Source organism: Arcanobacterium pinnipediorum, from assembly GCF_023973165.1.
In the GTDB taxonomy this organism is placed as follows: Bacteria; Actinomycetota; Actinomycetes; order Actinomycetales; family Actinomycetaceae; genus Arcanobacterium; species Arcanobacterium pinnipediorum.
Genome location: NZ_CP099547.1, coordinates 1 through 21,344, shown reverse-complemented (window position 1 = coordinate 21,344; position 21,344 = coordinate 1). Strand labels below are relative to the sequence as shown.

Genomic DNA, 21,344 nt, shown 5'->3' with positions numbered 1-21,344 from the left:
TACTTCGAAATATTCGTATTTCGGAGAAATGTCAATTTCCATTTTTGTTCTTGGGAGAGGCAATGAAGAAAACAATTATCGCGTTAGCACTATCAACAACCCTTATCGTGCCTAGCCTTGCAACGCCAACGGCTCAGGCTGCTACTGCTCCTTCTCCAATCTCAAGTAGTGTTTTTGTTATGACTGAGTCGGACTCCAGTCAAACAGAAGAAATTAAAGAAGAGGCGAAGGCCAAAGCTGAGGACGTCAAAGAAAGTATTGAGCAGGTTGCTCAAGGTATCGATGCCGTCCGCCCAGAAATCAAGTGGACCAAAGAGTTCAACCAGCTATTCAAGACGCTTCGAGAACTGCAAGGAGAATTACTCGCTATAGCCACGGGTAATCTCACCGCATTCGATGCTCAAACAATCTTGTCTCGCGCTGAACTGGCAACCAATATTGGTTTAACTATTGATACCGCAACAACAAAGCTGACCAACAAGGTTCAAGCGGCCCACGTTGAAATCGGTTTTGCTGTTACCCGCGCGGTTATTCGTTTGACAAACCTGACGGCAAGCGAAGCACAGCTCCAAGAGTCGATCAAAGATCTTCAAGAGGTTGTGGCTCGTGTTTCGAACTACCCAGATATTGCCGACGATGACATCGCAACAATCTACGTCAAGCGCGATCTAACCAAGAAAATCTGGAAGACTCGCTGGGATCGTGACACAAACATCTTAGGAAAGAAGACTTTTGCTACCTACCATGAGCTCAACAAGCACATCACTAAGGCAGTAGGTGTAGAGCTACGCGCAAAGTCGACCGTCAAGGAAGTTCGTGACGCAATCGCTGACCTCGATGCAGCATACCAAGCTGCGTTAGCTGGCGAGTAAACACTCTAAGCTAACAGTAGGCTCCCTAGTATGTACTAGGGAGCCTACTGTTATCTCAACCAGCGGTTGGCGCCAGTGCCTCATCATGGACGATCGACATATTCTTCTGGGTACGAACCTTTGAAGCAAAGAAGCTCACTGCTACCGAAACTAGCGTCCAGATAACCAACACCATCACGGTCTTGGCGATGATACCGTCAACACCGCCACCAGCAATCAGTGATCGGAACGCTAACTGAGTATCGCTCATTGGCAAGAACCAATGAATCCATTGGAAGAAGCGCGGCGCAGTTTCAATCGGGAATGTCGCACCCATTGAGGTGATCTGCAAACTGAGTAAAACAATTGACAAGAACCGGCCGCGGAAGGCGAATGCCGCAACACAGGCTTGGTTGATTGCCATGAAACAAATACTGGTCAGCACTGCCAACGCACTCAAACCAACAATATTTGCCGCATGCAACTCACCCATCGCATTAACCACAACCATCATGATCACTGCTTGCACAATCGCCAAGATAGTAGCTGTTACCGCCGGCTTAGTCACCGCCTGGATCCAGCGGCCGCGAGCGCGTTCCTCCCGATCGAGCGCCGGCAAAACCAAGAAGAGCGCAATAGTACCAATCCACAATGCCAAGGACATAAACATCGGCGTAAAACCAGCACCATTATTGGCAACTGCGTGTTGGCGAACTGGAACAACTTCGGCAACCTTAGCTGCAGTATCGGAAACATTATTCTGCTCTGCATTCGTCAGTTGCGGAATCTTAGCTTCACCTTCAACCAAACCTGCACGTAGCTTATCTGCACCTTGATGAAGTTGCTGGGTACCTTGAGTCAATTCACCCATTTTACTATTGGCAGTATTTAGTCCGTTGTTGAGCTCCTGGGCACCAGAATTCAACACTCCTACACCTTCGCGAGCGCTAGAAAGCCCACCAGCCAAGGTCTGCGAACCATTCGAGGCCCGATCCACACCATCTTTCAACTCACCCAAACCGGCTGCAAGCTCGTTCGATGAACTAGCCGCCGTCGTCGATCCAGTTAAAAGTTGGGAAAGACCAGAATGAAGTGTGGTAGCGCCCTGAGATACCTGGCCTGCTCCCTCATCTAGGCGCACAACACCGCTGGAAAGTTCTGGGACTTTGCCGTTTAGCTGGCTGATTCCGTCAGCTAACTGCTGCGTGCCGCTGCGTAATTGTGCTGACTTTTCACTAAGTTGTGCTAAACCGGCGTTAATATCGGTTATTCCACCCATAAGTGTGCCATCTTGACTCGACGTCGAAGCACCAACCTTAGCTTGCAGCTCGCCTACACTCGAACTCAAATTTCCGAGGTTGGCTGTGAGCGCCTTGGATCCTTCGACGAGCGCGCCTGAGCCATCAGCTACCTGGTCTACGCCAGCTTTAAGTGCCTGTGCGCCTTGGGCGAGCTGGTTCATGATGACGGTGAGCGGTTCTAACGCCTTGGCTTTTGTTCCCAACGTAAACGTTACATCCTCGATGTTTTGCGCACTGCTGCGCAGTTGTGGTGAGGATGTTGATAGTTGTGCTAACCCTTGGCATACTTGGGAATCTGCCGGCTGGCATTGGGCTGCGAGTTGGTCAACACTGCGGGTGTATTGATCTAGCGAAGCCGAGAGCTGCTTGGTGCCAGTTACTAACTGCGGCACTTTACTCAGATCGACGTCGGCCAACGTGGTTGCTAAAAGATCAGTTATACCTGCAATCTGGGTTGCACCGTCTTGGAGTGATGGTGCTTGTGGCGTACCGGCACTCACCCCCGCATTGAGTTTTTCAAGCCCGGCACTAAGTGCTTCGGATCCAGCTGTTAGGCTACTTTGTGCTGAGGCTGGGTTGCCTGGGTCGAAATCACCGGGTTGCCCTACACCGGCACGCATTTTTTCCAGCGCATCTGGCAGCGCGGTTGCCGATTGGCGTAGCTGCGCACTGCCCGCACTAACTTTATCGACGCCTTCGGTATAGGCTTGCACTCCAGGTAGTAGCGCTTGTGTGCCGTTGGCAAGTTGTGTGATTGCGCCACCTAGTTGCCCGGTTTTGTCAGAGAGTTGGCTCAGTCCTGCTGCAAGCTGATTAGCTCCTTGTTCGAGTTCGCCCGAGCCGTTTTCCGCGCGTGTCATTGCGCTATTAAGATCGGTTAGACCAACAGCTAGTTTTCGTGATCCGTCTGCGGCCCGGGAGGCTCCGCCATCGAGTTCGACGAGTCCGTTTCGTAACGTTACCGAACCATTGAGCAGATCATTAACGCCGACGACGAGGCGTCCACTTCCTTGGGAAAGTTGCGTGCTACCATCGGAGAGTTTGCCGATACCGTCGGAGAGCTTAGTAACCCCGTCGTCAAGTTTAGTTGTGGCATTCGAAAGTTGAGTAGATCCATCTGCAGCGTCAGCTAAACCGGTGCGGACTTTTTCAATCGAGACGAGGAGTCTGTCGGTGATTTTATTTGCGCCGCGTTCGTTGATCCGATTCGTCATCGTCTCTGCGACGGTTTTAGCCATGGTTCCGGATAGATAGTTGACGCCGTCGTCGGTAACGAGTCGCAGTTCTTGAGTTGCCGAGGAGCCGATGTCGGTACCGATTTTGGCGACGTTACGCGAAAAATCACTCGGAATGTAGAGGATAGCGCGAATCGATTCATCGTTGAGGCCTTGTTGTGCTTCGTGGCTTGTCATTTCTTTCCACGTGAAACCTACGTCTTGGCCTTCTTCAGGGTTGACGAGTGCATCGGTGAGTTCTTCGCCTAAGGAAAATGTTTCTTCCTTGCCTGTTACCAACGTGCCGGTGTATTCCTGATCTTCGTTGACGATCGCGGCAGTCATGTCGCTGAGCCGGTTCGTTGGGTTTTGGTAGGTCATTGTTAGTAGCCCTGCATATAGCAGTGGAATTAACGCAACTGCGATGATAACAATTGCGGTCCCTAATCGTGGACCTTTTAGCCGAGTCATCATAATGTTTACTCCTCATTGTCTAACCGAAACTCACGATACACCTGTGTATCTTCAATATTCAATACACACCTGTATCGAGTGATGGGGTAGACTAAAGTCAATACATAAAGGAGTAGTTATGGCACGCCGAGGTCATTCAATTCGTCGTGAGACGATCGCAAAACTTGCAGTGACACCACTGTCAGCACGCCGGAAGCGCACCCGCGAAAAACTTTTGCAGGCTGGCTCGATTCTCTTTATTAAAAAAGGAATCCTGGGAACATCTGTGGGAGATATTTGCGAAGAGGCAGGATTTTCTCGCGGCGCATTTTATTCTAACTTTGCCGATATGGACCACTTCATTCACCATCTTGCCGCCGATCAATGGAGTCGAATTCTGACAACCACGATGGAGGCATTCACCCAAGCCGATGTACCATCCAGTGACGGATCTTCCGACGATAAAACGCTAACAAACACTAAATTATTAGCCTCGAAAATTCTCTCTGCACTGCCCATCTCACGAGACTTCTACCTATTGCTTGCCGAATTTTCCACCTATCTCGTACGCACGCCAGGAAAAGACAATCCGCTACATGAAGGCGCAGAAGAATTCAAAACACAACTTGCTGACGTCATCGAAACTAAACTAGCCGATATCGGCCGGCGCAGCCTCATTTCCGCAAGCGACACCGTCAATATGATCCTCGCCCTAGCTGACAGATCCATGAATCTGGCCCTAACTCTCCACGACGAAGACCTAAGCGCCTATTTGGTACGCACACTCCCAACAGTGCTCGTACGCCTGACCGTAGCAATCTGACCTACAACCGCAACCCTGGTAACGGCCCGCCATCTCGGCGACGCATCATTTCAAGCCAACCGTCATACTCTCCGTCGTCGTTTCGCCGAATCAGATCCCAGCGAACATTAACTTCGTAGCCGTAACTGGCATAAAACTTCCCCAAACCGCGACCGGCCCGGAATTGAAGATGCAAGAAATCAACCTGCTCACCCAACTGGTCAAGAACCTCACCCGAATGGATATAGTCCATAAACTTCCGGCCCAACCCTTGCCCTTGATAATTGGGATCAACCTGAAAACGCTTGATAGTAGCGATATGGTTCGGATTGCCTTCGGGTATGCCAATAATCCACCACGCGAAACCCAGTAACTTATCGGTTTGCTTTTCCCGCATCACATAGAGCCAACCACGATTAGCGGCCATCGATTCTTCATGCCCGGCAAGGAGCTCTTCATATCGACTACGTGGCGCCCCTGGCTGAGCACCCACAGATGCTCCCAACTCACTATTGTGTTGCCACAATGCGAGGATGTCTTCTCGAAGTTGATCGTCGGTCAGGGCAGTTAAAGTTTCAAAATATATATCCAGCACGAGATTATCTTAAACCACTTCGAAAACTAATCCTGTAACGGAACGACGATACTGTGATACGGTGTGCAAACGGCGGGACCAAGTATGCAGTGCCACGTATGGACTGCGATACTCGATCCCGCCGTTATTCGCTCGGAATTTAGCGCTTAGCGACTAGTCACGACGAACCAATACGGCCATCGCGCCACCAGCAAGCAAAGCTGCCATGAGGATTCCTAGACCTAGAACTGAAATACCGGTCTTTGCCAATATCTTGCCAGAGGTTGTGGTTGAGGAAGAGGTAGAATCTGACGATCCATTCCCGGTAGTCTTACCGTTTCCAGTAGTCTTACCATCCTCGCTACCCTTTCCGTTTCCGGTTGCGTCATCGCCGGTGTTGCCCGGGTTATCAGTGTTACCGGAGGTATCAGTGTTACCGGGGGTATCAGTGTTACCGGGGGTATCAGTATTGCCGGGGGTTTCAGGATTATCAACAACCATCAACTTCACAACAGATACTGGCTGAGTGCCAGCCACGTTAGACACAGCAACAACGTAATGCGTGCCAAGTTCAACATCCTTGCCAACACTAATCGGATAGACCTTAACAATCCCCGCACTATCGGCAACCATGTCGGCTAACCGAACCGGCAGTGAGTACATGTATGCACGCGCTGCAGTATCGGCAGTCAAACCAGTGAACGAGACGTTGACGCTCTGACCACGAGCAACACTGTATTGACCAGCCACACTCACACTGCCATCGGCAATTGCCTGAGCAACTGCGGCCGAATCAGCGTAAACCGGGCCATCAGCGATTGACGGAGTATCCGGAGTACCAGGAGTATCTGGAGTATCCGGGGTATCCGGGGTGTCTGGAGTATCTGGAGTATCCGGCACGTCTGGAGTAGTATCATCTGTTCCCCCAGTGTAGGTAATCTCAAACGTATTCATCGTAAGGTGATCTTCAGATTCAACGATGATACGCGATACCTTCTTATGCATCGGCAAAATTGTCACCGCAGCATTATCTTGTGCAGTAGCCGTGAGCGTATCTGGACCAGGCGCAGGAGAAACAAACATTCCAGCAGCCAACGCCTCACTCGAGAGCTCCGCACCATTTAGTGTTACGGAATCCAAATTCGCCGTCGTATTTGTCGTGTAAGACTGGGTAACTCCATTGAGTAAAATCTCAGAAATACCCGTAACTGGCTTGACGTTCGGCCGCGCCGTGCGACCGCCTTCCTTATTGTGGACCACGACTTTGAGGTACGTCGTCGTTACCGGCTCTAAGGTAAAGGTGTAAGGCTTAACGTTTCCTTGAGCTTGACCAATCGACTCCGTAACTGCGATCGGCTGCCAGTCTTGTTCTTCAGTATCACGCATAAAGAACTCAGTGGTGTTCGCAGCCGGGAAGTTCGCTGACCATTGATCTTCGAAGAACCACACCTGGAACTGGCTAAACTGTTGTGGCGTATCGTAACCGAAGGTCAACGCCGTCGAAGTTTCGTCAGTATCTTGGGAATTTTGGTAGTTAGTCCACACGTTCGGGTTTGGTCCGCCACCACCAAAGCCTGGCACAGCAGTCTTGCCGTCACGTACAGCTTCCAATGTGTCAGACTGTTTAGCCGGATCAGTAATTGACTGGGTCAACGATTGTGCTGCCGGAGCTAGATTGTCACCAACTGCCACCGTTGCTTCTTGCATACGCACCGAAGCCGTAACTGGATATTCTTGCCCGAAAATAGTGGTTGTTCCTGTAACAGTAACGATTCCGGGCGCCGACCAATCCTTAGCCGAAAGGTCTTCCCATGTTACTGGGAAGGACGTGGCGAGCACACTACCATCTGGCATAACGGCTTGGCGCTGGCTAGGCAATTGAGGCTGAGTATTCAACGGTTCGGTAGTCGAATAGTTGAGCACCCCGCCAACAGTGTCAATCACGACGACGTTGATCGCGATGGTATCCCCAGCATCAGTTGTACCCGATACGACGAAGTTTCCAGCCGTTGCGTACTGATCTTGGCTGATCGCATCCCAGGTTACGGCAGCTTGGCTGGTGCTGCCATCCTTACCATGCGCCTCAACGCTTTGTGGTAACACCGGAGCATTTCCAGTCTTGACGTAAAGCGTACGCGGATAGACGTAGTGATCAATTGAGGATGACTCGGTAGCATCATCGGCGCTACCAGTGGTAGTCACGGTTACCGTTTGTGGTTCCATACCTGCAGCAGTTGCAGTGACAGTGAAGGAGCCGCCTTCCGTGGTCGATTGGGCGATCGCTAATGCTTTTCCAGAAAACGCACGACGTTGGTGGGAATAGTATGGCGTGTGATCAGCGTGTTCGCCGTTGTCGGTTCCCATCAAAGTGCCAGCTCCGGTGATCGTAAAGCTGATCTCGTTGTTGGCATCCGGTACTGGATTGCCGTCCCGATCAACAACGGTGACTTCAATGTATGCCAGATCATCGCCGTCGGCAGCAATAGTTGTACGATCAACCGAAACGTTCAACGCAGCCGCGGGACCCGCGGTTGTTACCCGGTTACGTCCAACAGTGTTAGCAATAACAGTGCCCGCACTATCTTTACCAACCGCTTCGAGAGTTCCATCAGCATAGGGAACTTCCCAGGTCATGTAGAGATTTTCGTGAGCGGTAGGCTTTGCATCGTTACCTTCAACAATGTTGTAGGTGTAGCCAGCGGTAGTTGTTTTCGTGGTGAACGTCTTTTCACCTAGCGAGGTGCGCACACCGTCGCTACCGGTGAAGAACAATTCGACGCTGTGCGCATCAGAATACACATCGACCTTGACGTTGCCGCCATTTTTTGCGACCACGTTAGAGTTCCATGCCGGCAAAATGTGGAGGGTGTGAACGTCGTCGTTCCACTGGCTTTGATACAAATAGTAGGAATCTTTGGGGAAACCGGCGGTGTCAATGATGCCGAAGTAGGAGCTCTTCGGTGATGGCCACGGGCCAACTGCACCCGGAGATCCACCCCACCAGAACGTCGGCTCACCGATGTAGTCGAATCCAGTCCAAACGAATTCACCAGCCACGAAATCACGAGTGATAACGTCATACCAGGCTTCCGAAGCGTAGGCTCCCCAGCCAACCTTAGACTTATCGTAGGAAGTAAGGAGCTTATCTCGGGTTTGACCGCTATCACTGACGCGGTTGTAGACGCCACGGCTATTGACTGAGGATGCTGTTTCCGAACCATAAATCAACCATTGCGGATGCTGGTTATGCAGCGAATCATACTTATCTCCAGCCACATAGTTTAAGCCAACCGTGCCGCCGGCTTGCGCGATCCCATCCATAAGAGTAGCTGCTTCGGGAGCATACGGGCGTTTGAGGTTATTATCGCCACGGGTCACTGGTCGAGTGGTATCAAGGGCTTGTGCCCAACGAATCAGGTTAGCTTGTTGTGCCGTGTAGTTCGACATCGAGGTATATGCGCCAGTGCCTTCCCCAATTTCGTTACCCAACGACCACATGATCACAGATGGGGCATTAATGTCTCGACGAAGGGTGGTTTCCAAATCGAACTGCGCCCACGTTGAACCTGGGGCAACGTTTTCTAGTGCCGTGTTTTCTGGCACTGCCTTTTCAAAGAACCGGGAATAATCATTGTAATTTCCGTTCTTCGGATACTGGAACCCGTCGAAAATTTCTTCGACAATCAGCATACCTTTTTCATCAGCTAAATCGATCAAATCACGCGATGCTGGATTGTGGGTGACACGAATTGCGTTGGTACCCATCTCTTTCAAAATATCGATCTGGCGTGCGATCGCAGCGCGATATGCTCGGGCACCGAGAGCACCTTGATCGTGATGCATAGATACACCCTTGAGCTTCATCTTCTCACCATTGAGCATGAACCCGGTGTTAGCATCAAAGTCAATAATACGGAAGCCAGTCTTGGTAGTTACCGTGTCAATAACTCGACCTTCGTCATCCGAAACTGTGGTAGTAACCATGTAGCGTTGCGGATTTTCAAGGCTCCACAACGTAATTCCGGTGGCGTTAAACGTGGCGGTATCTTCGGCAGTAGCCTGCGCTGCAAGGGTGAGATTTTGGCCTTGGCTTGTACCTAAAACAGTTTGGCCATCGAGAGTCGTTAGCCGATGTGCCACCCGGACTGTTTTTTGTGTATCGGACTCATTAGCAAGGCGAGTTTTGATGGAAATATCGGTAGCACCATCACTCATAGATGCCAGATTCGGTGCCATAACGGTAACGCCGTCATGATTGACGTGGACTTTATCGGTAACAACTAAATCCACATTGCGATAGATTCCCGATCCTGAATACCACCGGCTTGAGGGCAACTCATGATTGACCTTCACCGCGATAACATTATTGGATCCGATTTTCACATACTTCGTGATATCTACCGAAAATGGGGTGTATCCATATGGATGGTTGGCAATTTCAGTGCCATTGACATAGATCGTGGCATCCATATAAATGCCGTCGAAATTAAGATTGATCTGCTTATTGGTAAACGTCTCATCTAATTGCAGATTCTTGCGGTACCAGCCGATTCCACCAAGCAAATATCCACTCTCAGCTTCACCTTGCGGGGTGAATGTTTGTTCGATGGAATAGTCATGGGGAAGATTCAGATTCCGCCACGTGGCATCAGAATAGTTTGGTGACTGTGCACCGCTTTCGTCGCCGAGTTTAAATTTCCATCCGTGGTTGATGTTATGGACTCGCTGTGAAGCGCTCAGTGATTTCGTGTACACCACTTCTGGCGCAGAAGCCATTTGGGTATCGGTGTTGAGATCACTATAATCTTGGGCCGCAGTGGCCGTGGGCATCGTGAGCATACTGAAGAACAAAGCTAGTGTGCTGATAGATGCACTACGCCGCCAGAAAGTGGCTCGCGAAGTAGTCATTCATTTCCTCATTTCGTCATTGAAATATGAAAAAGGCGAAAGCCTAAGTCACACAGTACCTTATTTATCTGGTTTTATGGAGTCAGTTTGGCACTCTATTTCGACTAATTTTTTAAGCCACTGCCTGCGTGGCAGATTTCCAGCTCGCATGAATCCCGGCTCGGATAAGACCAGAAGTTGTTCCAAAACCGGGGTATATGGGGTGATCACCCCGTATATGAGGACATCGCCCCATATACCCCGGTTTTGCGACAGACAAATCTCATCACCAACCGTAGAAACCCGACATTTCCTAATGAAACCGAATTTGATTGGTCTGTAAAGACTGTTAGGGCAGATTGAATGGGATAGCCGGCCATGAAAAACAATAGCGATGGCGTATCTGCCCGATATCAGCACTTTAGCGGACGGGCAAGAATTTTCACGGTCATTTCCGTTCTAAAAAGAAACCCATGACATACAAAAACCCACTCACGCGAACTGCTATCAACGTGAGTGGGTAAATTGTGGAGCTAAGGGGACTCGAACCCCTGACCCTCTGCTTGCAAAGCAGATGCGCTACCAGCTGCGCCATAGCCCCTTTTCGAACTGTTATGTTCGAAAGCTATTCTACAGGATCCGCCACGGAATTCCAGGTGGCCTGTAGTTGCATCGTTTGCGATGCTTTGAGGAATAATGCATATCCCCCAACTATTGCGAGAGAGACGAGAACGAATTTCTTCACTGCTCCTCCTTCTCACATAGCGTGGGCCTAGATGGACTCGAACCATCGACCTCTACATTATCAGTGTAGCGCTCTAACCGACTGAGCTATAGGCCCTTATGCATTTCTTGGTGCCGAATTAGATTAACTCAATTTTGAGCTCAGAATCAAACCACAACGGCTCCAAGCAATACATGTCACATTTTCACTATTTTTCTAGGCACTAACCACGCGCGAAGAATATGCAGTTATCCTTGGCGTGGCGCGCATCTACCCTTACTCCTAGCCGCACTCACTCGTCAGTGACAGTGACGTGGAATCCACCAACGAGCATGGCAACAACGTTGTAAATCAATGCCATGAGAGCTCCGAAAGCGGTCATCAACACAATTTCAATCACGCCAACAACTACGGAGAAGGAGACCACGCGCCCAAATTCCATAAATTGCCCGAGCTGCAGCAACGCCTCAGAATTCAGTGTTTTAAGCAACCCATCAATCTGGGACCACACATGCATCGAATCAAGCACCAGCCACAACACCACTGTGGCAATAACGATCATGATGCCAATTGCTACCGACACGAGGAAGGACAATTTCAATGCAGACCAAGGATCTACCCGAGAAATCGTCATCTTCACCCGGCGAATACCAACGTCATGGTTCTCGTGCAAAACCATATTCTGCGTGGTGGTTGGTTGCGCGATATCTTCGTGTACGGCTGTCATCTCGTTCTCCAATGAGCTAGTGGTATCACAGTTAGGATTATTCTACGTCTGTAGGCGTTTGTGCGTCATCTTTCGCGTCGGATTCTCCTTCGACGACGCCGGTAGCATCACTTTGCGCCTCAACTACAGCAGCGTCTTCGTCGGCTTCTTTTTCCATGTTCAACGCGATGGAAATGATCTTGTCACCCTTATCTGGGGTAGCGAACTTGACGCCTTGAGTATTGCGGCCAGTAAGCGAGACTTCCTCAACTGCGGAACGCACAACCTTACCTGATTCCATAATGACCATAACTTCATCACCAGGATGGGTTATCAGCGCACCAACAAGATCGCCACGCGATTCAACCACGTTAGCCACCTTGATACCTAAACCGGCACGGCCTTGAACACGGTATTGTTCAATATCGGTACGTTTGGCATATCCGCCTTCGGTAACAACGAATACTTCGGCGCCCTCGTCGACAATATCCATCGCCAGCAGGCGATCGTCGCCACGGAACTTCATACCCGTCACACCGGAAGTTGCCCGGCCCATCGGGCGTAAGGATTCGTCAGTTGCGGTAAATCGCAGCGATTGTCCGCCACGCGAAACAAGGAGAACGTCGTCGCCCTCATTCAACAAGCGTGCAGAAACTAACCGATCCATTGTGCCATCTTCATGTTCGCGTAGCTTAACGGCAATTAAGCCGCCGGTACGTGCTGAATCGTAGTCACTGAGCCGGGTCTTCTTCACTAAACCATCTTCGGTGGCGAGCACGAGATAGTCAGACTGGTCGTAGCTGCGGATCGAGACCATCGACGCAATGGATTCTCCGGGCTGGAAGGCTAACAGGTTCGCAATATGCTGACCTTTAGCATCGCGGGCACCTTCTGGAAGTTCATAACCTTTGATCCGGTAAACCCGGCCCATATTGGTAAAGAATAACTGCCAGTCGTGGGTTGAGGTCACTTCGAAGTGTTCAACAATATCGTCTTCACGAAGCGAAGTTCCCTTGATTCCCTTCCCGCCACGGTGTTGTGCGCGGTATTCGCTAACCTTGGTTCGTTTAACGAAACCGGAGCGCGTAATCGTTACGACGACGTCGTCTTCCGGAATCAAATCTTCGTCCGACATTTCGCCGTCGAACGGCAAAATGGTGGTGCGGCGCTCGTCGCCAAACTTTGCAACAACTTCACTAAGTTCGTCTGAAACAATAGAACGCTGACGTTCCGGCTTAGCTAAAATGTCACGGTAGTCGTCGCGCATAGCCATTTTCTCGTCGCGCTCGTCGAGAATCTTTTGACGTTCGAGCGCAGCTAGGCGACGCAACTGCATGGCGAGAATATGATCTGCTTGAATCTCGTTAATATCAAGTAGTTCCATTAACCCAACGCGGGCTTCGTCAACGGTTGGCGAACGACGAATCAACGCGATCACCTCATCGAGCGCGTCAAGGGCTTTGACCAAACCCTCCAAGATCATTAACCGCTCTAGGACTTTGCGTAGCCGGTATTCGGTACGACGGCGAATAACTTCGATCTGGTGATTAACCCAATGCCGAACGAATCCGTCGAGGGATAACGTGCGCGGCACACCGTCAACAAGTGCCAACATATTTGCTGGGAAGTTGTTTTGCATTTGGGTGTGCTTATAAAGATTGTTGAGCACAACTTTGGCAACTGCGTCTTTTTTAAGCACAATGACGATGCGCTGGCCCGCGCGGCCCGACGTTTCGTCGCGGATGTCAGCAATACCAGGCAGGCGGCCGTCTTTGATGCCTTCAACCATCTTGTCAAGCAAGCGATCGGGATTGACTTGGTAGGGCAGATCGGTAATAACTAAACACTGGCGGCCGTTGATTTCATCAACTTCAACAACAGCTCGTTGGGTGATGGAACCGTTGCCCGTGCGGTACATGGACTCAATTCCTTTAGTACCTAGAATCGTTGCACCGGTAGGGAAATCTGGGCCTTTAATGCGTTCGATGAGCGCGTCGAGAAGTTCTTCACGGCTCGCTTGCGGGTTTTGAAGGAACCACTGGACTCCTTCGGCAACTTCACGCAAGTTATGTGGCGGAATACGGGTGGCCATACCAACCGCGATGCCTTCCGAACCGTTGACGAGCAGGTTAGGAAAGCGCGAGGTAAGAACGGTTGGTTCTTGGACTGAGCCGTCAAAGTTAGGCACGAAATCAACGGTATCTTCGTTAATATCGCGTACCATTTCGACGGCGAGTTGCGCCATGCGTGCCTCAGTATAACGCGGTGCTGCTGCTCCGAGATCGCCAGCTGTTCCGAAGTTACCTTGACCGGCAACTAATGGATAACGCAGGTTCCACGGCTGGACCATGCGCACCATCGTGTCATAGATAGCGGCGTCTCCGTGTGGGTGGAAATTACCCATCACGTCACCAACAATTTTTACTGACTTAGAGAAGGAGGAATCTGGCCGATATCCGCCATCCCACATGGCGTAAATGACGCGGCGGTGAACTGGTTTCATTCCGTCGCGCACATCTGGTAGCGCGCGGCCAACAATAACCGACATCGCATAGTCAAGATAGGAGGTTTCCATCTCCCGTTGGAGATCGACGTCCTTAATAAGGCCGTGGTTGTATTGTGCTTTTTCTTCGCTCATGAGTTACCTATAGCCATTCTTAAATATCGAGGAATCGGACGTCGTGTGCATTGCGCTGAATGAAGGAGCGACGCGAGGCGACATCTTCTCCCATGAGGATGGAAAATGATTCATCAGTTGCAGCTGCTTCGCCAATGCTCACGCGCTTTAACGTGCGCGTTTCGGGATTCATTGTGGTGTCCCACAATTCTGAATCATTCATTTCACCTAGACCCTTGTATCGCTGGATACCTTGGCCTTCTGCCTTGGGTAGCCGTTTGCCAGCTGCTAGGCCTTCTTCAAGTTTGATGTCACGTTCTTTGTCAGAAAATACATACTCGTGTTCGGCGTTCGTCCACTTGATGCGATACAGCGGGGGCATAGCTAAGTAGATGTAGCCGTGTTCGATCAGTGGCCGCATGTAACGATAAACCATGGTCAGTAGCAAGGTTGCGATGTGCTGGCCGTCTACGTCCGCATCCGCCATAAAGACGATCTTGTGGTAGCGCAATTTTTCGATATCGAACTCTTCGCCAACTCCAGTACCAAAGGCGGTAATCAAACTCTGAATTGAATCAGAAGACAGTGCCCGATCTAGGCGTGCTTTTTCTACGTTAAGGATCTTTCCGCGGATCGGCATGATCGCCTGATGGTTAGGATCGCGGCCATTAACTGCTGAACCGCCTGCGGAATCACCCTCGACGATAAAGATTTCGCATTCTTCGGGGTTTCGGGAGGTGCAATCTTTGAGTTTTCCGGGCATTGCAGCGGATTCGAGCACTGACTTGCGGCGAGTTGCTTCGCGCGCTTTGCGTGCCGCAAGCCGCGCAGTTTGTGCCTGCATTGCCTTGCGAATGATTTCTTTGCCATCGCCTGGGTGCATATCGAGCCAGTCGGTGAGCTGGGCATAGGTGGTTTGCTGGACGAAGGTGCGTGCTTCGGTGTTTCCGAGCTTGGTTTTGGTTTGGCCTTCGAATTGTGGTTCGCCGAGTTTGACGGAAATAACAGCCGTAAGACCTTCGCGAATATCATCGCCGGTGAGGTTGGCGTCTTTTTCTTTCAACAAGCCTTTATCGCGGGCGTACTTGTTGATAATTGAGGTCAGCGCGGTTCGGAAGCCTTCTTCGTGTGTTCCACCTTCGGTGGTGTTAATCGTATTTGCGAAGGTGTGCAGCGATTCCGAATATCCGTTGGTCCATTGCATGGCTACCTCGACGGAGATAACTCGCTCTGTATCTTCGGCTTCAAAATAGATCGGTTCAGCGTGGACCGGTTCTGCTTTCTTGGTTTTAATCAGATGAGTGACGTAGTCGTGCAGGCCGTTGTCGTAGCGGTAGGTAACTTGGGTGTGGTGAGTTTCGACGTCGTTGTCATCACCGGTAACTTCATCGCCTTCTACGACGGCGGTTTCGCGCTCATCGATCAGCGTGATTTTCAGGCTCTTATTCAAGAACGCCATCTGGTGGAAGCGTTGACGCAAGGTATCGAAATCGAATTCGACGGTTTCGAAAATATCGGCGTTTGGCCAAAACGTCTGGGTGGTGCCGGTGCGATCGGTTTCTTCACCTTTTTCCAGTGGCGCCACTGGTACTCCGTTTTCGTAGGAGATTCGCCATACGTGACCGTCACGGTGAACTTCGGTATCCATCCGTGAGGACAATGCATTGACTACAGATATGCCAACACCATGCAAACCGCCCGATACCGCATACGAACCGTTGCCGAATTTGCCGCCGGCGTGCAGCACGGTCATAACAACCTGAACTGCAGGCACACCTTCGGTTGGGTGAATATCGACTGGGATGCCACGGCCATCGTCTTCAACTTTGACACCGCCATTATCGAGCAGCGTCACCGTGATTTCGGAGGCATATCCAGCAAGTGCCTCATCGACTGAGTTATCAACAACTTCGTAGACAAGATGGTGAAGTCCGCGTTCTCCAGTTGAACCAATGTACATACCTGGACGTTTACGAACAGCTTCAAGACCTTCAAGAACCGTAATGTTCGCGGCATTGTATTCACTACCTTGCGCGACTGTTCCGGCACGTTGTGCGGTCTCGTTGGTCATATTTTCATCTGACACGCCTAGACTTCCCCTCGTTTAGCTTCATGCACTATTATTGAGAATACTTAAATGTGTTATACCTCATATAACATGCTTAAAATCGGCTCTGCTTGATTTTTCCCCTACAAGAGTAGGGACCTACCTCAAAGCATCCTTCACCATTATACCGTGTTTTTACGTTCAATAGGGCGTGTAACGTCACATCACAATATTTCCTGCCCGCCCGCTACCTAGCTGTAGGTATCGCGCGGGCCTCGCCCTGGAACCGAAAGACGGCCATGTTTCCACGATGGAACATAAGGACCTTTGAGAACAATCTCCTTAACTACTCCCTCGCCTAGCTCTTGGGCCAGCCTGTGGTCGAGATGATGTAGCAAGGAGCGCATCTGGGTTTCCCAGGCAACGCTACGTGCTTGCAACGTCAAAACACCATCGGGACTAAAATCAACGACTCGGCAATGGGCAGCAACCGATTCGCCAACAATTTCTGGCCAGCGCGCCGAAACTGAGGCAACATCGAGTTGGTTCTTCCAGCCTCGTTCTTCGATCGTCTTTTTTATTAGCTCAAAAACGGGCTTCGGATCGCGTGCGGATGGCCGAGCGCCAGAACCAACGTCTTGGCCTGGACTAGGTACCAGCGGAGCTTGCCCGATAGGTTGGGGAGTCGTGGCAGCTAAGGTGGCACGTGAGATGGAACGACGTCGAACAAAACCTTGATCGGCAGCCATCTTTCGTGCTCGGGCAAGGATCTGCAGTGGGAGAACATCGCCGTATTGGCGCGCTGCTACCTGGCGTGCCTGAGCGATTCGATTGACCTCACTATGTTCTTGCTGCGCGTTGGCCCGCTCCACTCCGTTTGTTGATGCGTGCAGGTCACGAGCTCGTTGCGGCGTATTTTGGCTCATATACTACCTCCACTGCGGGCTGGGATTACGGAAGCGTCGCCGGCATCATCGGCTGGAGTTACCTGCCCTTCGTGGACAAAAAACTTCTGGCCATCTAATTCCACCGGCAAGTCATCACCAACCGCAGCAGTGACGAATACTTGTGTTCCTTGGCGAACGATATCTGCTAGACGTTGGCGCCGGCGCGCATCTAGTTCTGCAAAAACGTCATCGAGAATGAGGATAGGTTCGCCGTCGTCGGCCCAGTTTCCCGAAACATCGTCGCGTAGTACGCGCCAGGAAGCTAACCGCAGCGCCAACGCGTACGACCACGATTCACCGTGGGAAGCAAATCCTTTAGCTGGAAGAGTTCCAAGCGATATTGCGAGATCGTCGCGGTGTGGGCCAACTAAATTAACGCCACGTTCGATTTCTTGTTCTCGCCATTGGCGCAGTGCTGCGCGCATGCGTTCTTCGGTGGCCGGAATTTCTTGTAGCGCTGCCTCATGTGCGGTGATTTCTTGGAGTAGCTTGCCTGAATCATCTGAGTGCAGTTGAGCTGGGGTTGGCAATTCCCACCCGGTTCGTTGATCGACGCTGGCAGCATAGTCGATCCGTGCCAGACCTTTTCCACCGGAAACTTCCCGATAATACTGTTCGACGTAGGGTCGTAGCGCAGCGATAATTCGCGCTCGTTCAGCTATGATCTGGGCGCCTAAACGCGCCAGTTGCGCATCAAAAATATCGATTGTGGCATCATCAGTAGCTGCGCCACGACGCCGAGTTTTCCACATTGTTTTCAACAGGGCGGCGCGTTGCTTTCCTACCTTTGCGTAGTCGGTTTTTATTTGCGCCATCCGTGGGCGCAACTGGATCATGACCTCGTCGAGAAAATGGCGCCGCACTGCCGGGTCACCTTTTATCAAGTCGAGATCTTCGGGAGCAAAGACGACCGTGCGCACAATTCCAAGTAGATCTGCGGGTTTGGCGTTGCCACGGTTGATCCGAGCTCGGTTTGCTTTACCGGCGAGGATTTCTATTTCCACGGTTGTGGGCGATTGGCCGTGCATGACTTTTGCACGCACAACTGCCGCACTGGCTCCTTGGCGAACAAGACTTGCATCGGCGTTGACTCGATGTGAGGAAAAAGTTGCGAGGTAGCCGATTGCTTCGACGAGATTCGTTTTTCCTTGACCGTTTTCGCCAATAAACGTGGTGATCCCTGGTTGGCAGGAAACAATAACTTCGCGATAAGAACGAAAATCGTTCAGCGCGAGGTCAGAGATATACACGGCGTCAGTTGTTACCGAACGTACGAACCGGCATCAGCAACAAGCGGAAATCTTCGATGGACTCGCCGTCTTTTTCCGCCGTCATCACTGCTGGCTTCGTTGGATGGGTAACTGAGAGGCGAACTTTTTCGCCAGTCATAACCGAAAAACCTTCCTGAAGGAAGATCGGGTTAAACGCCATCTTGAGATCTTCGCCTACTACTTCAGCAGCAAGAGCTTCCGAGGCTTGTGCCTGATCGCCTTGCCCTGCCTCGATAGTAACTTCACCTTCAGTAAAGGAGAGGCGAACCGCAGCATTTTTCTCCACCACCAGGCGCGAACGCTTGATAGCATCGAGCATATCAGCACGATCCATCACCATGTATCCTGCGCTTTCTGCCGGGAAAAGCGAAAGAACTTGCGGATATTCGCCGTCAATAAGCTGAACAGTGTTGTGCCTACCACCGGCAGCAAATCCAATCAACGAATCAGACAGTGAGATATCGATCGGGCCAGCAGATCCGAGTGCCTTGGCGATATCAAGCAGGCGCGAAGCGCGAACCAAAATACGCTGCGAAATCGTAGCATCTGCCGGTTTCCACGACAGTTCGCGAACAGCGAGGCGGTAGCGATCAGTTGCCATAAGTGCAACCGAATCGCCGTGAATCTCGATACACACTGATACTAGGAGCGGCAACGTATCGTCGTTAGACGCCGCGATGGTTACTTGGCTGATCGCCTCTAGCCACTGTGCACCATCGACTGTTCCTACCACCGGTGGCATCTGGTCGTTGTCGGTGAAATCTTCGCTCGCCATTGTTTTCATTGAGAAGTGCGACGATCCGCATTCGATGTCGAGTTTGGTGCCATCGAGAGTGAGTTCGATGGGTTTACGCGGGAGGGCACGGCAAATATCGGCGAGCAGGCGACCGTTGATTAAAACATCACCAGCGTTGAGCACATCTGCTTCAATATCAACGTGGGATGAAATATCGGAGTCACGTGAACTCAACGAAACGATGCCGTTTTGAGATGCCTGTATCTTCAGTCCAGCAAGCACTGGGATCGCTGGGCGATTCGGAATGGTACGCGCAACCCATGTAACGGCTTCTGTAAAAACATCATGCTCAACGATTAATTTCACCGCAACCTACTTTCGTTAAAAATACTACTTAATACTGTACGCGATACTAGGCATTCCTCGGAATCGAAACAAGATATTGGGTGAAAAACGTTATTTACTCGCAGTCGGTGGTGACCAGGTATTTTTCAGTAGTTATATATGTAGTAGTAGTAGTAGGGTCTGTGGAAACTGTGGATAAGCCGATTCTTTGTTGCCCTAGCTGTGTTTTAACCAGTGGATTATATGTGGTTATAACTGTGTGTAAGTAGCCCTAATCAACAGATGACACAAAACGAAGTACTATTTATCCACAGATTCACAGCTTTTATCCACAACTATCCACATAATAACGCACAGGACAACATGTTATTCATTCGATAGCTGTGCATGGTCTCGGGCAGCGTTCTTTATAATCGTTGTCAGCTCCGAAACCTGGTTGAAGATAGTTTGTTTTTCCGCCATCAACGCCTCGACCTTGCGCACAGCATTCATCACCGTGGTGTGATCCCGGCGATTAAACTCTTCAGCTATCTTCGGCAACGACAAATCGGTCAGTTCCCGGCACAGATACATAGCTACGTGCCGCGGCTGAGTCAAAGTTCGAGTGCGCGTGGGAGACTTCAGATCAGCTAGCGGCACATTGAAATAATTAGAAACCTGGGCGACGATCATCCCAGCAGTTACTTGAATCGAGGACGGATCTGAAATCATATCCTTGAGCTGGGATTCAGCTAGTTCCAAGGAGATTTCTTGCTTGGTCAGATCAGCAAACGCTCGAATACGGCGTAGTGCTCCTTCCATTTCGCGCACATTTCGCGTAATTCGAGACGCAATAAATTCTATGACGTCGCGCGGAACTTCTAACCCTTCGGCGGTGGCTTTGCGATTCAAAATCGCAATTCGTGTTTCTAGATTTGGCAAGTCTATTGCCGCGGTAATTCCCGATTTGAAGCGCGAAATCATCCGATCTTCAAAATCGACTAGCAAGTTCGGCGCTACGTCTGAGGTAATGACGATTTGTTTATTGGAGTTAATTAGCGCGTTGAACGTATGGAAGAACTCTTCGAGTGTACGTGAGCGATCACGGCCAGAAAGGAATTGGATATCGTCGATAAGGAGGACGTCGACTGTGCGAAACTGGTCCTTAAAGTTGTGCATCTGGCCGTTTGCCAGGGCGTTGATAAAGGCGTTGGTAAATTCTTCAGCCGTAACATAGCGAACTTTTTTGTTCGGGAACATTTGCTGCACTGAATTTCCGATGGCATGGAGAAGATGGGTTTTCCCCATTCCAGAATCTGAATATAAAAATAGCGGATTGTAGGTTGATCCGGGGAGTTCAGAGACGGCGAGCGCGGTTGCATGCGCGAAGCGGTTTGATTCTCCGGTAACGAATGTTTCGAAAATGTAGTGCGGGTTGAGTTTCGTAGAGTCGCGCATAGCTGTATTTGCGGGGATGGTTCGCGCTTTAAGCGGCGGTTCGACTACGTCTGGCACTTCGGATTTTTCTTTGAATGTGGGGTTTTCGGGTACTGAGGGAACAGAGCGGAGCGTCACTTCAGGGGTATGAGGTTGTGCCGACGGCGGTGGTGTTACCCGTTCTTCGGACAGTGCCTGATCGACTGAAATTTCAAGCCGCATAGTGCGCCCGATAATTGCGGAGAGCTGTTGCGTTAGAGTCTGAGCAACATTGGTGTTAATTAAGTTCCGAGTGAACTCGGTTGCTACCCCGATTAAGAATCGGTCTTCGACGATTGCCAGTGGTTTTGCTAAGCGAACAAACGCAGTTTGTGAATCAGATAGGCGGCCTTCACCGCGGGCTAATTCAATTGCTGCCGTCCATGCGTCTTGCGCAAATGATCCGTCCGGCAT

13 protein-coding genes and 2 tRNA genes are annotated in these 21,344 nt (G+C 50.7%); 2 read left to right on the top strand and 13 right to left on the bottom strand.

Features of this window, described 5'->3' with window-relative positions; genetic code table 11:
- Positions 1-62: 62 nt before the first annotated feature.
- Complete coding sequence (locus tag NG665_RS00075) at positions 63-872, top strand: CAMP factor family pore-forming toxin (protein WP_252673300.1); 810 nt, start codon at positions 63-65, stop codon at positions 870-872.
- A gap of 55 nt (positions 873-927) precedes the next feature.
- On the opposite strand, the gene NG665_RS00070 is transcribed toward NG665_RS00075, so the two are convergent.
- Positions 928-3,840 carry a YhgE/Pip domain-containing protein gene (locus tag NG665_RS00070; RefSeq protein WP_252673299.1) on the bottom strand — a complete coding sequence of 971 codons (2,913 nt, stop codon included), beginning with the start codon at positions 3,838-3,840 and terminating at the stop codon, positions 928-930.
- Positions 3,841-3,958: 118 nt separating this feature from the next.
- Between NG665_RS00070 and NG665_RS00065 the strand changes: the two genes are divergently transcribed.
- A complete protein-coding gene (locus NG665_RS00065; protein ID WP_252673298.1) occupies positions 3,959-4,642 on the top strand; it encodes a TetR/AcrR family transcriptional regulator in 684 nt (227 codons plus the stop codon).
- A 1-nt stretch (position 4,643) separates the two neighbouring features.
- On the opposite strand, the gene NG665_RS00060 is transcribed toward NG665_RS00065, so the two are convergent.
- From NG665_RS00060 to dnaA, 12 genes are all read right to left on the bottom strand, one after another.
- Complete coding sequence (locus tag NG665_RS00060; protein ID WP_252673297.1) at positions 4,644-5,216, bottom strand: GNAT family N-acetyltransferase; 573 nt, start codon at positions 5,214-5,216, stop codon at positions 4,644-4,646.
- A 153-nt stretch (positions 5,217-5,369) separates the two neighbouring features.
- Complete coding sequence (locus NG665_RS00055; RefSeq protein ID WP_252673296.1) at positions 5,370-10,103, bottom strand: glycoside hydrolase family 2 TIM barrel-domain containing protein; 4,734 nt, start codon at positions 10,101-10,103, stop codon at positions 5,370-5,372.
- Positions 10,104-10,610: 507 nt separating this feature from the next.
- Positions 10,611-10,683, bottom strand: a tRNA-Ala gene (locus NG665_RS00050).
- Positions 10,684-10,707: 24 nt separating this feature from the next.
- Complete coding sequence (locus NG665_RS00045; protein ID WP_252673295.1) at positions 10,708-10,827, bottom strand: DLW-39 family protein; 120 nt, start codon at positions 10,825-10,827, stop codon at positions 10,708-10,710.
- Positions 10,828-10,849: 22 nt separating this feature from the next.
- Positions 10,850-10,923: transfer RNA gene (locus NG665_RS00040), tRNA-Ile, on the bottom strand.
- A 175-nt stretch (positions 10,924-11,098) separates the two neighbouring features.
- Positions 11,099-11,533, bottom strand: coding sequence for a DUF3566 domain-containing protein (locus tag NG665_RS00035; RefSeq protein WP_252673294.1), 435 nt, complete (start codon positions 11,531-11,533; stop codon positions 11,099-11,101).
- A gap of 37 nt (positions 11,534-11,570) precedes the next feature.
- A complete protein-coding gene (gyrA, locus tag NG665_RS00030; protein WP_252673293.1) occupies positions 11,571-14,150 on the bottom strand; it encodes a DNA gyrase subunit A in 2,580 nt (859 codons plus the stop codon).
- A gap of 19 nt (positions 14,151-14,169) precedes the next feature.
- Positions 14,170-16,200, bottom strand: a complete 2,031-nt coding sequence (gene gyrB, locus NG665_RS00025) for a DNA topoisomerase (ATP-hydrolyzing) subunit B (RefSeq protein WP_252674114.1) — start codon at positions 16,198-16,200, stop codon at positions 14,170-14,172.
- A gap of 227 nt (positions 16,201-16,427) precedes the next feature.
- A complete protein-coding gene (locus NG665_RS00020; protein ID WP_252673292.1) occupies positions 16,428-17,102 on the bottom strand; it encodes a DciA family protein in 675 nt (224 codons plus the stop codon).
- Positions 17,099-18,373, bottom strand: coding sequence for a DNA replication/repair protein RecF (recF, locus tag NG665_RS00015; RefSeq protein WP_252673291.1), 1,275 nt, complete (start codon positions 18,371-18,373; stop codon positions 17,099-17,101). Before recF ends, NG665_RS00020 begins: the two co-directional genes overlap by 4 nt.
- 4 nt (positions 18,374-18,377) lie before the next feature.
- Positions 18,378-19,496 carry a DNA polymerase III subunit beta gene (gene dnaN, locus NG665_RS00010; protein ID WP_252673290.1) on the bottom strand — a complete coding sequence of 373 codons (1,119 nt, stop codon included), beginning with the start codon at positions 19,494-19,496 and terminating at the stop codon, positions 18,378-18,380.
- Between the two features lie 345 nt (positions 19,497-19,841).
- Positions 19,842-21,344, bottom strand: a complete 1,503-nt coding sequence (gene dnaA / locus NG665_RS00005) for a chromosomal replication initiator protein DnaA (RefSeq protein ID WP_252673289.1) — start codon at positions 21,342-21,344, stop codon at positions 19,842-19,844.

Excerpts from the sequence above, each read along its gene's own strand:
- NG665_RS00075 (WP_252673300.1), top strand. The coding sequence starts at position 63 with ATGAAGAAAACAATTATCGCGTTAGCACTATCAACAACCCTTATCGTG.
- NG665_RS00070 (WP_252673299.1), bottom strand. The coding sequence starts at position 3,840 with ATGATGACTCGGCTAAAAGGTCCACGATTAGGGACCGCAATTGTTATC.
- NG665_RS00065 (WP_252673298.1), top strand. The coding sequence starts at position 3,959 with ATGGCACGCCGAGGTCATTCAATTCGTCGTGAGACGATCGCAAAACTT.
- NG665_RS00055 (WP_252673296.1), bottom strand. The coding sequence starts at position 10,103 with ATGACTACTTCGCGAGCCACTTTCTGGCGGCGTAGTGCATCTATCAGC.
- NG665_RS00035 (WP_252673294.1), bottom strand. The coding sequence starts at position 11,533 with ATGACAGCCGTACACGAAGATATCGCGCAACCAACCACCACGCAGAAT.
- gyrA (WP_252673293.1), bottom strand. The coding sequence starts at position 14,150 with ATGAGCGAAGAAAAAGCACAATACAACCACGGCCTTATTAAGGACGTC.
- gyrB (WP_252674114.1), bottom strand. The coding sequence starts at position 16,200 with ATGACCAACGAGACCGCACAACGTGCCGGAACAGTCGCGCAAGGTAGT.
- NG665_RS00020 (WP_252673292.1), bottom strand. The coding sequence starts at position 17,102 with ATGAGCCAAAATACGCCGCAACGAGCTCGTGACCTGCACGCATCAACA.
- dnaA (WP_252673289.1), bottom strand. The coding sequence starts at position 21,344 with ATGCCGGACGGATCATTTGCGCAAGACGCATGGACGGCAGCAATTGAA.